The 11201-nt window shown below is 70.7% G+C and carries 14 protein-coding genes and 2 pseudogenes; 9 read left to right on the forward strand and 7 right to left on the reverse strand.

Translation table 11 applies throughout. The features are described 5' to 3' along the window. Window positions 1-42: 42 nt before the first annotated feature. Window positions 43-894 (forward strand): bifunctional 5,10-methylenetetrahydrofolate dehydrogenase/5,10-methenyltetrahydrofolate cyclohydrolase, encoded by an 852-nt coding sequence (locus ACIO52_RS14835; protein ID WP_316575216.1) that lies wholly within the window; start codon window positions 43-45, stop codon window positions 892-894. 25 nt (window positions 895-919) lie between these two features. On the opposite strand, the gene ACIO52_RS14840 is transcribed toward ACIO52_RS14835, so the two are convergent. From ACIO52_RS14840 to ACIO52_RS14850, 3 genes are all read right to left on the reverse strand, one after another. After that, entirely contained in the window at window positions 920-1993 is a 1074-nt protein-coding gene (locus tag ACIO52_RS14840; protein ID WP_218719754.1) for a hypothetical protein, read from the reverse strand. Window positions 1994-2100: 107 nt separating this feature from the next. Continuing rightward, window positions 2101-2853: a L,D-transpeptidase family protein gene (locus ACIO52_RS14845; RefSeq protein ID WP_218719753.1), complete on the reverse strand. Its 753-nt coding sequence runs from the start codon at window positions 2851-2853 to the stop codon at window positions 2101-2103. A 160-nt stretch (window positions 2854-3013) separates the two neighbouring features. Continuing rightward, a complete protein-coding gene (locus tag ACIO52_RS14850) occupies window positions 3014-3367 on the reverse strand; it encodes a winged helix-turn-helix transcriptional regulator (RefSeq protein WP_402644245.1) in 354 nt (117 codons plus the stop codon). Between the two features lie 38 nt (window positions 3368-3405). Between ACIO52_RS14850 and ACIO52_RS14855 the strand changes: the two genes are divergently transcribed. Further along, window positions 3406-3792: a zinc-binding dehydrogenase gene (locus ACIO52_RS14855; protein WP_316575214.1), complete on the forward strand. Its 387-nt coding sequence runs from the start codon at window positions 3406-3408 to the stop codon at window positions 3790-3792. Window position 3793: 1 nt separating this feature from the next. Here the strand turns inward: ACIO52_RS14855 and ACIO52_RS14860 are convergent, their stop codons facing one another. Continuing rightward, window positions 3794-4453: a cyclodeaminase/cyclohydrolase family protein gene (locus ACIO52_RS14860; protein ID WP_402644249.1), complete on the reverse strand. Its 660-nt coding sequence runs from the start codon at window positions 4451-4453 to the stop codon at window positions 3794-3796. Window positions 4454-4603: 150 nt separating this feature from the next. Here ACIO52_RS14860 and ACIO52_RS14865 point away from each other — a divergent pair, with 150 nt between their 5' ends. Next, on the forward strand, window positions 4604-5641 hold the full coding sequence (locus ACIO52_RS14865) for an LLM class F420-dependent oxidoreductase (protein ID WP_218719751.1): 1038 nt from the start codon (window positions 4604-4606) through the stop codon (window positions 5639-5641). Between the two features lie 66 nt (window positions 5642-5707). Here ACIO52_RS14865 and ACIO52_RS14870 read toward each other — a convergent pair whose 3' ends face one another. Next, window positions 5708-6043, reverse strand: coding sequence for an STAS domain-containing protein (locus ACIO52_RS14870; protein ID WP_316575213.1), 336 nt, complete (start codon window positions 6041-6043; stop codon window positions 5708-5710). Between the two features lie 185 nt (window positions 6044-6228). On the opposite strand from ACIO52_RS14870, the gene ACIO52_RS14875 reads away from it, so the two are divergent. From ACIO52_RS14875 to ACIO52_RS14895, 5 genes are all read left to right on the forward strand, one after another. Beyond that, the gene (locus ACIO52_RS14875; protein ID WP_316575212.1) at window positions 6229-6756 is read left to right on the forward strand and encodes a pyridoxamine 5'-phosphate oxidase family protein; all 528 of its coding nucleotides are present in this window, start codon (window positions 6229-6231) and stop codon (window positions 6754-6756) included. Between the two features lie 142 nt (window positions 6757-6898). Further along, on the forward strand, window positions 6899-7267 hold the full coding sequence (locus ACIO52_RS14880) for a DUF1345 domain-containing protein (protein WP_402644254.1): 369 nt from the start codon (window positions 6899-6901) through the stop codon (window positions 7265-7267). 56 nt (window positions 7268-7323) lie between these two features. Then, complete coding sequence (locus ACIO52_RS14885; RefSeq protein WP_218719747.1) at window positions 7324-7803, forward strand: TrkA C-terminal domain-containing protein; 480 nt, start codon at window positions 7324-7326, stop codon at window positions 7801-7803. 60 nt (window positions 7804-7863) lie between these two features. Then, on the forward strand, window positions 7864-8346 hold the full coding sequence (locus tag ACIO52_RS14890) for a cation:proton antiporter regulatory subunit (protein ID WP_218719746.1): 483 nt from the start codon (window positions 7864-7866) through the stop codon (window positions 8344-8346). Then, window positions 8303-9550, forward strand: a complete 1248-nt coding sequence (locus ACIO52_RS14895) for a cation:proton antiporter (RefSeq protein WP_218719745.1) — start codon at window positions 8303-8305, stop codon at window positions 9548-9550. Before ACIO52_RS14890 ends, ACIO52_RS14895 begins: the two co-directional genes overlap by 44 nt. A 50-nt stretch (window positions 9551-9600) precedes the next feature. Here ACIO52_RS14895 and ACIO52_RS14900 read toward each other — a convergent pair. Then, window positions 9601-9833, reverse strand: a pseudogene (locus ACIO52_RS14900) (LuxR C-terminal-related transcriptional regulator); the annotation flags it as partial. Window positions 9834-9870: 37 nt separating this feature from the next. Between ACIO52_RS14900 and ACIO52_RS14905 the strand changes: the two are divergent. Further along, window positions 9871-10143, forward strand: a pseudogene (locus ACIO52_RS14905) (hypothetical protein); the annotation flags it as partial. Window positions 10144-10153: 10 nt separating this feature from the next. Here the strand turns inward: ACIO52_RS14905 and ACIO52_RS14910 are convergent. Then, window positions 10154-11170 (reverse strand): ABC transporter substrate-binding protein, encoded by a 1017-nt coding sequence (locus tag ACIO52_RS14910; RefSeq protein ID WP_402644258.1) that lies wholly within the window; start codon window positions 11168-11170, stop codon window positions 10154-10156. Window positions 11171-11201 lie beyond the last annotated feature (31 nt).

Here is an 11201-nt window from a genome sequence, read left to right on the forward strand (position 1 = left end):
GGTGGTCGGGCGGACGGGTAGCGGCGGATAAGCTGACCCACCGTGGATACCGCTTCGCTGACCGGCAAGGAACTCGCCGCCGCCATCAACGCCGACACGAAGGAGCGCGCCGCCGCGCTCACCGCCGCGGGCACCGCGCCGACGCTGGCGCTGATCGTGGCCAACGACGACCCGGCCAGCGCCTGGTACGTGAACTCTCTGCGCAAGGCCGCCGAACGTCTCGGGATCGCCTGCGAGCGCATCGATCTCGGCGCCGACGCGAGCGCGGAGACGATCCGCGCCGAGCTGACCGCGCGCAGCGCCGACCCGGCCACCGACGCGATCATGCTGCAGACCCCGCTGCCCGCAGGCGTCAGCCTCGACGACGTGAGCGCGTCGATCGCGGCGAGCAAGGACGTCGACGGTGTCAGCCCGCTGTCGCTGGGTCTGCTCGCCTCCGGCCTGGACGGGTTCGTCCCCGCCACCTCCGAGGCGGTGGTCGAGCTGCTGAAGCATCACGGCATCGCGCTGCAGGGGCGGGTGGTGACGGTCGTCGGCCGGTCCAACATCGTCGGCAAGCCGCTGGCGCAGCTGCTGCTGGCCGAGAACGCCACCGTCACCGTCGCGCATTCGCGCACCGCCGACCTGGCCGCGGTCACCACCCCCGCCGACATCGTGGTCGCGGCCGCGGGCCGGATCGGGCTGGTCACCGGCAAGCACGTCGGTGACGGTGCCGTGGTGATCGACGTGGGGACCAACGAATCCCCTGACGGCGGCATCGTCGGCGACGTCGACGCGGCCTCGGTCGACGGCAAGGCGGCGGCGCTGAGCCCCGTGCCCGGCGGCGTCGGCCCGGTGACCACCGCGCTGCTGATGCGCCACGTGGTCGTGGCGGCCGAGAAGGCCCGCGCCTGAGCGGCTTTCGCGTCCTCGGTCGGGTCTAGCGGACCGGCCCGATCGAGGTGATCAGGTACTTGCCGCCGACCTTGGCGGTGCCGACCAGCTGCGGGTTGTAGATGATCGGCACCGAGTCCGGCCGGTACTCGGTGATCACCACGAAGTACTGGCCGGCGAACGCCGCGGGCGTGATGCTCAGGCAGTGCGTCGTGCCCACCGGGATGGTGTCGATGCCCGCCTGGATATCGGCGCCCGACGGCAGTGCCGCGTCGCCGGACACCAGGGTGCGTGCCTGGTCACCCGACCGCGCGACGTAGTACGCGTGCTGGAACGCCAGGATCGCCGCGACACCGCTGTCGGTGCCGCCCGGCCCGTTGCCCTGGATCTTGCTGCCGACCAGTTCGGCGGGGCAGTTCCCGGCGACCGGGACCGCACCGGCCGGCGCGGGCTCGATCGTGCTGCTGGCCGCCGCGGATTCCGGTACGGGACCACGCAACTGGAGATAGCCGCCGCCGATCAGCACGGCACCGGCGACCGAGGCCGCGAGCGGGCCGACCCAGCGCGGCACGCGCTTGCGCCGGGAGCGGTCGATCATCCGCGCGAAGACCTCGTCGTCGCCGCCGTAGTCGGGCGTCGGCCGCGGCGGCAGCGAAACCGGTGTGGCGGCGACCCATTCGGGCTCGACGCGGTCGGGAGCCGGGGTGTCGGGGGTGATGATCGGCAGCCGGTCGGTCGCGGGGCCGTTGTCGGGTTCCGGCAGCGGCACCTCCGGAAGGGCATGGCGGGCACCGGGATCGAACGGTCCGCCGACGATCGGCAGCCGGTCGGTGGCGTAGCTGTCGGTCGGCACGATCCGGCCGGAGGACCGATCGGGCGCCACGTGCGCGGCCGACAGCGAGATCACCGGGATGCCGGCCGGTGTGGTCGGCCCGCCCTCGACGCGATGCCGGGCGCCGGCACGGGGCGGCGGATCGGACGGCTCGGTCAGCCGGCGGGGGCGCGGCGCACCCAGATCGCGACCGGGTCGCCACCGGGCGGCAGCGGTGAACGGACCACCGGCCGACCCGGGGTCGTGCTGTCGAGCCCCGATCGGTCTGTGTGCATCCGGTCGATCCATCGCCCCACCTTCATCAGGCTGTCGCCGTCAGGTTGTCTCGCAACGATTTCGTTACGGGCACGATACTGCTCTGACGGTGGGAACGCCGAATGCCACGAGGGAATTACTCACCAGTGAATGTAGACCGGGTCACCGATGCCGACGTTTTCGTAGTACCAGGCCGCGTCGTCGGGGGCGAGGTTGATGCAGCCGTGGCTCACATTGGCGTAGCCCTGCGAGTCCACCGACCACGGTGCCGAATGCACGAACACGCCACCCCAGGTGAGGCGTTCGGCCCATTCGCCGTCGATGATGTAGCCCTCGGGGTCGTCGAGCGGGATGCCGATCGTGCGCGAATCGAACACCACCGAGCGGAACTTCTCCAGCACCGTGAAGTTGCCGGTCGGGGTCTCGAAGCCGGGCTTGCCCATGGACGCGGGCATGTTCCGGACGACCTGGCCACCCATGCTCACCGTGAACGTGTGCGCCGAGAGGTTCGCCTCGGCGTAGACGCCGCCGTTGGTCTGGAACTCGGTGCGCTGGTTGCCGAACTGCACCGTGATCGGCGAACTCGTCGGCAGATGGCCCGTGGGGGTCCACTGCAACCGGGTGTCGTCGACCCAGGCGAAGGTGCCGGGCAGCGCGTCGGTCGAGCGGATCGCCGCGGCGCGCTCGGCGTTCGCCCGATCGGTGACCGGGGCGGCGAAGGTGAACGTGACCGGCGCGGCGACGCCGACGACCTGCCCGTTCGCCGGGGATATCGCGGTGACCGCCGGGGTCGGAGATCCTCCGATCAGGGCCGCGGACGCGGCTCCCGACCAGAATGCGGCGAGGAGTGCCGCCATGGTCGCGACGAACAGGAAACGAAGTGCGCTCTTCATAAACGCCACCCCTTCGGTCACTCGTAGGCGGATTCCAAGTCTAGGCCGCCATGATCAACTAGACCTATCGAAGTGATAACGGCCGACGGGTCCGACGGTGTGTCGGCTTGTGTTCGCGCAGGTGAGGGCTATCAGGCATCGATTCCACATCGATACCGGTTCAGCGGAGCCCGCCGGGACGCGCCACCGGCGCGGGCGCGATCGCCTGAGCGGCGTCGAATTCCGCTCTGGCGGCAGTGATCTCGTGCTGGTGGTCCACCACCCAGGCGCCCATGGCATGGGTGATCCGGCTCAGGTCCGTCCCTAGCTCGGTGATCGAGTGCTCCACCCGGGGCGGCACCGTCGGATACACCGAGCGCCGCACGAGACGGTCGCGTTCCAGGTCACGCGAGGTTTTGGTGAGCATCTTCTGGGCGATGCCGTCGAGTCGCCCGCGCGGCTCGTCGAACCGCACCGGGCCGTCGGCCGCGCGCAGGGTACCCAGCACCAGCAGCACCCAGTTGTCGGCGAGCACGGCCGGCAGCTGCCGTGCCGGGCAGTTCCGCGTAGGTCGTGGGTACCGCGCGGGCCGCCGATCACGACTACCTGCGGGATCTCGGGATCGAAGAGCCGATCGATTACCGCACCACGGATTTCACCGCCGTGGTGCGCGAGGTCGACCTGGTCAGGGGAGAGAACACCGACCGGTCGCGGTGGGTGCTGAGCGCCGGTGGCCGGGTGCTCGCGGCCGAAGGCCCGCGGACACCCCCGGATGCGCGCGTCGACCGGTTCATCGTGAGCGCCACGACGGCCGCGCTCGACGCGCTCGCCGCCGCTGTCGACCGGGGCCGAGTTCGCGGTGCACGTCGCGACGAGCCCGCCGATCACGAACTCGCCGCCGCGCATCGGCGCGGCGAGTCCGGTGGGGTGCGCGGCAAGATCGTGCTCACCGCGGCCTGAGTCAGCCGCGCACGGCGTGCAGGACGTCGGCGTGCAGGGCGTCGGCGCGCGCGGCGATCGTGTCGACGCGCAGCAGTGCCGCGGCGAAGCCGTCGCCGAGGGCGGCGGGCAGCGAACCGACATTGATCTCGATGTTGAGCTGCGAGCTCAGCGCCGCGGCGCGGGCGGCGTCGGCGGCCGCGCCGATGTCGGTGACCACGTTGGGGTTGCCGATCGGCAGCAGTTCGGCGGCCAGCGACAGGATCTCGTCGGCCTCGTCCACCACGGCGGCGGGCACCCGGGCGGCCTCGACCAGGGCGGCGTTGATCGCCTCGGTGCGGGCGGCGACCTCGGCCTCGGTGTCCTTGGGCAGCTTGTAGGCCGCGCCGACCGCGGTGAACGCGGCGGCGTCGGCATCGGCCAGCGCCAGCGACCTCGCGCGGGCGGCGTCGGCGGCCTCGATGATCCGCTCGACGATCGGCTGGTGGACCGCGTCCTTGGCCCGGGTCGTGTAGCGCGCGACCATCGCGACCAGCGCCGCGGCCTGGGCGGCGTGCAGCGCGGCCACGGCGCCGCCACCCGGTGCGGGGACCTTCGCGCCCAGCTCCGACAGATAGTGCTCCAGGGTCACCGCACCGAAGGAGGGGGCGATCTGCTGCGGCGAGGCGGTGGGCTGCGACACGACGGGGTGGCCTTTCGATGCGGCGAGAACTGCGTGGGAATCGTCGTCAACGCTACCGGGTGCCCACCCGCGTACCCCGCCCGACCAGCACCCGCGACGACAGACCGACCGGTCGGGGTGGCCGGGAACGGCGGGGCTATGTTGGGTGGCATGCGGATCGGATTGAGCATCAACTACTCGGGCGGGTTCAAGGAGGTCGCGGCCGAGGTCGCCGACCTGGAGCGCGCCGGACTCGACATCGTCTTCGTGCCGGAGGCGTACTCGTTCGACGCGGTCAGCGCCCTGGGTTTCCTGGCGGCCCGCACCGAGCGCGTGCAGCTGGCTTCGGGCATCCTGCAGCTCTACACCCGGACCCCCAGCCTCACCGCGATGACCGCCGCCGGGCTGGACTTCGTCTCCGACGGCCGCTTCATCCTCGGCATCGGCGCGTCCGGCCCGCAGGTCATCGAGGGTTTCCACGGTGTGCCCTACGACGCCCCCATCGGCCGCACCCGCGAACTCGTGGAGATCTGCCGCCAGGTCTGGCGCCGCGAGAAGCTCAACTACCAGGGCAAGTACTACCAGATCCCGCTGCCCGCCGACCGCGGCACCGGCCTGGGCAAAGAGCTCAAGCTGATCAATCGCCCCGTGCGTGAACGCATTCCGGTGCTGCTGGCCGCGCTCGGCCCGAAGAACGTCGAACTGGCCGCCGAGATCGCCGAGGGCTGGCAGCCGATCTTCTTCCTGCCGGAGAAGGCCCAGGACGTCTGGGGCGACGCGCTCGCCGCGGGCAAGGCCAAGCGCGACCCGGCGCTGGGCGACCTCGAGATCTTCGCCGGCCCCCCGCTGGCGATCGGGGACAACGTCACCCCGCTGCTGGAGTTCGTCAAGCCGCATCTGGCGCTCTACATCGGCGGCATGGGCGCCAAGGGCAAGAACTTTTATCACACACTGGCCACCAAGTACGGCTACGGCGCCGCCGCCGATCGCATCCAGGAGCTGTACCTGGCCGGTGACAAGCAGGCCGCCGCGCAGGCCGTGCCCGACGAGCTGGTCCGCGACGTGTCGCTGATTGGCCCGGAGAGCTTCGTCAAGGAGCGCATCGCGGCCATGGCCGCGGCGGGCGTCACCACGCTCAATGTCACGCCCCTGGCCGAGGACGCCGCGGGCCGGGTCAAGCTGATCGAGCAGCTGCGCGGCCTCTGCTGACCCCACCGACGACGAACGCGCCGCCGCCCGGAGAGATTCCCCGGGCGGCGGCGCGTTTCTCGATGGTCAGGACGTGAACGACGCCAGGGCCGCGGCCAGCGTGGTGTGCATGGCGAACACCTGATCCAGGCTCGTCATCTTCAGCTGACGGCTGGTGGCCGGCCCGTCGGCGACCACCGCGATCGCGGTGTTCTCCCCGGCCCGCTGATGGGCGGCGACCAGGGTCGCCATTCCCGCCGACGCCAGGAACCCGACCGCGGTCAGGTCGATCACCAGCGCCGCGGGTTTCTCGGCCAGGATCGCCTCGATCGTGGCGTCCAGCGTGGGCGCCGTCGCCAGATCGACCTCGCCGGTCACCGTCAGCACCGTGACGCCGTCGTGCACCGCCGTCGTGGTGGTCATCGTGTCCGTGAGTGGATACGCGTCTCCGGATGAGTTGGTCACGACTCAACAACACACAACTTCGCCCGAATACGCAAGCCGTCCGGATCCGGGCCGGCGTCCTGGGCCGGGCCCGCGCCTATACTCGGGAACCAGTTGTGCGTGTCCTCCACGGGCCCCGGCGGGGCCACGACGAAGGAGTGCCGATGCTGCCCGATCCCGTCGACGCCACCGATCTGAACATCTACGGCACCGACCAGCTGCCGTGGAGCCGGGTGCGCGCCGCCATCGAGAACGGACTCGCCGCGCTGGAGACCGCCCAGTTCCTCGGCACCGTCGGTCCCGACGGCAGGCCGCACTCGGCGGGCATCGGGGCGACACTGGTCGGCGAGTACTTCTACTTCACCAGCGGCCCCGGCACCCACAAGTCGCGCTACCTGGCCACCAATCCCGCCTGCACCCTGTCGTTCCGGTTCCCCGACGATGTCGATCTCGTCGTCGAAGGCACCGCGACACGCACCGTCGACCACGCCGAGATCGATCGGGTCACCGCGTCCTATCGCGACACCGGCTGGCCCGCGGAACGCGACGGTGCCGCGGTCACCGCGCCGTTCAGCGCCCAGAGCGCGGGCCCGGCCCCCTGGTACCTGTACCGCTTCACCACCCACGCCGCGGTGGGCGTGGCCCTGACCGATCCGCACGGCGCCACCCGCTGGCGGTTCGACCAACGGTAGCCACGACACCGGCCCACCGTGTTCTCCCGGGAAACGACGGCCCCGATGGTAGAGCTGGCTGCTGCTGAGCAAACAGCTGCCCGACGGGCACGCGGGAGATCTCACCACCGGATGGGTCGGTCCGCGCTGGTATGCCACGACGATGGCGCTGGTGGCCAGCGGGTCCGGCCTGGCCGCGGGCATGATCCTGATCGCCGGCCACGACGACAGCGCGGCCCTGGCGGTGTCGGCGGCCACCGTGCTGACGTCGTGGCTGCTCCTGCACACCGCGTTCGCCCAGATCTACGCCCGCGCGTACTTCCCCGGCGGCGGGCTGGATTTCCCCGAATGCGCGGTGCCGGAGCTGGCCGAATTCCTGTACTTCTCGTTCACGATCGGCACCTCGTTCGCGGTCTCGGACGTGACGGTGGTGAGCCGGTCGATGCGCAAGCGGGTCACCGCGCACAGCGTGCTGAGCTTCTTCTTCAACGCGGCCGTGGTGGCCATCGCCATCGACTGGCTGAAAGGGTGAACGTCGGGTAGCGGGGTAGGTCTGGTGTTATTCGGAACTCGTCGTACTGTGAGGGCGTGAACATCGATGTGACGCCGCTACCGGGGATCGGCGTGTGCAAGGACTTTCCGCTGGCCGAGGCGCGTCGGCGGATCGGCGTGATCGAGCATCGCGACGGTTCGGTCGACCTGGTGGTCTCGCGGGCGGGCGATCCCGACACCACCACCTCGATTCCCCTGTCGGGCACCGAGATCGGGGTGCTGGCCGGTCTGCTCGGGGCGCCGCAGGTGGTGCAGAAGACCCGCGACACCCCGCTCGTCGGTGAGCTGTCGACCAGGCAGTTCGCGATCGATCGGGGCAGCCCGTTCGACGGTCGTCCGTTGCGCGACACCGCGATGCGCACCCGCACCAAGGCCTCGGTCGTGGCGGTGGTGCGCGCCGGTGACGTGACCCCGTCGCCCGGAACGGATTTCACCTTCATCGCCGGTGATCTGGTGGTCGTCGTCGGCACCGACGAGGGTCTCGACGCCGCTGGAAGGTTGCTCGACCAGGGCTGAGGCTCCGTGCGAAGGGTAAAGAGAAGGTAAGGTATCGCCTAGCTGAGGTTAGGTGATCCAATGAATGTAGATGTCACGTCCCTGCCGGGAATCGGTGTCCGGAAAGAGTTTTCGCTGACGAAGGTGGACCGCCGGATCGGTGTCGTCGACCACCGGGACGGCGGTATCGACCTGATCTTCACCAAGATCGGCGACCCGGACTCGACCGTGCAGGTTCCGTTGTCCGACACCGAGGCTCGCACCCTGGCGAGTCTGCTCGGTGCGCCCCAGCTGGTGGCGCAACTGCGCGAAGAGCACCGCGATCTCGACGGCGTGAGCACGCGCTCGCTGCCGGTGCCGCCGAACTCGCCCTACGCCGGGCGGCGCCTGGGCGAGACCGAGATGCGGACCAGGACCCTCGCCTCGATCGTGGCGGTCCTGCGGGCGGGCCAGGTGCACGCCTCGCCGGGTCCCGAGTTCGGGTTCGTCGGTGGTGACATGGTGGTCGTGGTCGGCACCAATGCCGGGCTCGACGCCGCCGCTGCGATCCTCTCCGACGGCTGAGCGCGTGCAGCTCACGGGAACCGCGCTGGCATTGATCCAGTTGGGGGCGGTGTTCTTCGGGTTGGGGGTGCTCGGGCGGATCGCCGGCAAGGTCGGCCTCTCGCCGATCCCGCTCTATCTGCTCGGGGGGCTGGTCTTCGGCACCGGCGGCCTGATCCAGTTGCACGAGGTGGAGGACTTCATCCACCTCGCCAGCGAGATCGGTGTCGTGCTGCTGTTGTTGCTGCTCGGGCTGGAGTACACCGCGGGTGAACTCGTCACGGGCATGCGCAAGTCGTGGACGGCGGGCCTGCTCGACCTGGTGCTCAACGCGACGCCGGGGGTGATCGTCGCGCTGATGCTCGGATTGGGTCCGACCGGGGCGATCGCGATGGCGGGCGTCACCTACATCTCGTCGTCGGGCATCGTCGCCAAGGTGCTCAACGATCTGGGCAGGCTGGGTAACCGCGAGACGCCGACGATCCTGTCGATCCTGGTGTTCGAGGATCTGGCGATGGCCATCTATTTGCCGGTGCTGACCGCGGTGCTGGCCGGTGTCGGCTTCATGGCGGGCCTGACCACCGTGGGGATCGCGCTGGTCGCGGTGACGGTGGTGCTGGTCGTGGCGCTGCGCTACGGCAAGTACGTCTCGGCGATCGTGGCCAGCGAGGACCGGGAGATCTTCCTGCTCAAGCTGCTGGGCTCGGCGCTGCTGGTCGCCGGTGTGGCCTCGGCGGTGCAGGTGTCGGCGGCGGTCGGCGCGTTCCTGCTCGGTATCGCGATCTCCGATTCGACCGCGCACGACGCCACCAAGATCCTCGAGCCGCTGCGCGATCTGTTCGCGGCGATGTTCTTCGTGCTGTTCGGTCTGAGTACCGATCCGCGGACGATCCCGCCGGTGTTGGGCTGGGCGGTGTTGCTGGCCGTGGTCACCACCGCGACCAAGATCGCCACCGGCTGGTGGGCGGCCCAACGCGCCGGTGCCTCGCAGCTGGGCCGGGCGCGGGCCGGTGCCGCGCTGGTCGCGCGCGGTGAGTTCTCGATCGTCATCGCGGGTCTGGCGGTGGCCGCGGGCGCGGTGCCCGACGAGTTCGCCGCGCTGGCGACCACGTATGTGCTGCTGATGGCGATCATCGGGCCGATCGCGGCGCGCATCGTCGAACCGGTCATGCGGGCCACCGTCTCGCGCAAGCAGACTCTGCGCGTGGACTCCGTCGCGGAGTGACCGCTGTCGACGACCCTCGTGTGTCCGCGGCGCGGGGGCCGTCGCCGTTCTCACGGCTCGATCGGCCCGGCCCGGATCGCGTACCCGGTGAGCGCGAGCCGATCGCGCAGGCCCGGTTTCCACGCGATGTCGGCCCGGTACCGGTCGACGTTCTCGGCGCTGATCACCAGCGCGGCCGCGATATCGCGGGCCGAGTGCCCTCGGCGATGAGCTCGAGCACCTCCTCCGCACGCGGGGTCGGAATCGCCTCGGGCAACGCCGCGCCGTAGCGGGCCGGCTGGAGGTCGGTCGGCGCGGGCACGAGGGTGCTGGCGCTGGCCTGGACCGCCACCATGGCGCCGGTGGTCGAGGGCATCGTCGCCGGTGCCCCCGACCCCGAGACCGGGCGATCGCTGTGGTGGGCCTTCGCCGCCGGCGCCGACTTCGGCGGCCACGGCACCGTCGTCGCGGCCGGTGTGAACGTCGTCGCCCTCGGCATCGCCGCCCGCGCCGGCCAGCGGGTCTCCTTCTGGCAGTTCACCCGCTACGGCATCCTGGTCACCGTGCTCAGCACGACGATGGCCTGGATCTCTGGCCGGCTGCGCTACTTCTGATCCCGCGCGCTCACTCGGCGGGCAGCGGCACGCCGGTGGCCTGGGCGATGTCGGCCAGCATCCGCTGCGCCGCCTGCACGCCGATGCCCGACATCCAGGTCTCGTCCGGCACCTCGTAGACCTTGCCGTTCTGCACCGCGGCCAGATCGCGCCACACCGGGCTGCTGGTGACGGCGTTCTTGGGCGTCTTGCCCGGGTCGTCGATGGTGGCGACGAAGATGAGGTCGGCGTCGGCGCCGTCGATCTGTTCCGGGCTCACCTCGAGCATGGTCTTCTTGGCGTCGCTCGAGACCTGGTTGGCCGGTCGCGTGAGACCGACATCGGCCAGTACGACACCGCTGAACGACTGCGTCAGATACAGCCGGGTCGGGCCGGCCAGGAAGCGGACCACCGAGGCCGACGGGGTGACGCCGTTGTTCTTCGACTTGATCGCCGCGCCCAGCGCCTGCGCGCGGGTCTCGTACTTGCGCAGCGCGTCCGCGGCCTGCTGGTCGAGGCCGAGGGCCTTGGCGTGCACGGCCAGGTTGGCCTTCCACGGGCCGCCGGTGGTCTCGGTGAACACGGTCGGCGCAATCCCGCTGAGCTTGTCGTAGATCTTCTCGTGCCGGATCTTCGAGGACAGGATCAGGTCGGGCTTCAGCGAGGCGATCCGCTCGAGATTCGGCTCGAGCAGCGGGCCGACATCGGTGACGCCGTCCAGGCCCGCCTTCAGGTAGTCGGGGAAGCCGCCCGCGGTCTTGGTGTGCGGGATGACCGCGCCGACCGGCGTCACGCCGAGCAGGGTGGTCGAGTCGAGTTCGGCGGTGTCGAGGACGACCACGCGCTGCGGGACGCGCGGGATGGTCACCTGGCCCATGACGGTGTCGAGGGTGCGCGGGAAGCTGGTCGCGTCGGCGGCGGTGTTCGTGCCGCCGGTCGTGGCGGTGTCGGTGCCGCAGCCGACGAGCGTGCCGAGCGCGATGAGCGCGCCCGCGGCGACGGTGCCTGCCCGGCGGAGTCCGCGGGCGCGGAGACGTCGAAGGGACATGACGGTCCTCATTTCTGGTGGGGGACGCCGA

It is taken from the genome of Nocardia sp. NPDC087230 (assembly GCF_044744725.1).
GTDB lineage: Bacteria > Actinomycetota > Actinomycetes > Mycobacteriales > Mycobacteriaceae > Nocardia > Nocardia canadensis.

Excerpts from the sequence above, each read along its gene's own strand:
- ACIO52_RS14840 (WP_218719754.1), bottom strand. The coding sequence starts at position 1,993 with ATGGATCGACCGGATGCACACAGACCGATCGGGGCTCGACAGCACGAC.
- ACIO52_RS14845 (WP_218719753.1), bottom strand. The coding sequence starts at position 2,853 with ATGAAGAGCGCACTTCGTTTCCTGTTCGTCGCGACCATGGCGGCACTC.
- ACIO52_RS14865 (WP_218719751.1), top strand. The coding sequence starts at position 4,604 with ATGCGGATCGGATTGAGCATCAACTACTCGGGCGGGTTCAAGGAGGTC.
- ACIO52_RS14870 (WP_316575213.1), bottom strand. The coding sequence starts at position 6,043 with ATGACCACCACGACGGCGGTGCACGACGGCGTCACGGTGCTGACGGTG.
- ACIO52_RS14875 (WP_316575212.1), top strand. The coding sequence starts at position 6,229 with ATGCTGCCCGATCCCGTCGACGCCACCGATCTGAACATCTACGGCACC.
- ACIO52_RS14880 (WP_402644254.1), top strand. The coding sequence starts at position 6,899 with ATGGCGCTGGTGGCCAGCGGGTCCGGCCTGGCCGCGGGCATGATCCTG.
- ACIO52_RS14890 (WP_218719746.1), top strand. The coding sequence starts at position 7,864 with ATGAATGTAGATGTCACGTCCCTGCCGGGAATCGGTGTCCGGAAAGAG.
- ACIO52_RS14895 (WP_218719745.1), top strand. The coding sequence starts at position 8,303 with ATGCCGGGCTCGACGCCGCCGCTGCGATCCTCTCCGACGGCTGAGCGC.
- ACIO52_RS14910 (WP_402644258.1), bottom strand. The coding sequence starts at position 11,170 with ATGTCCCTTCGACGTCTCCGCGCCCGCGGACTCCGCCGGGCAGGCACC.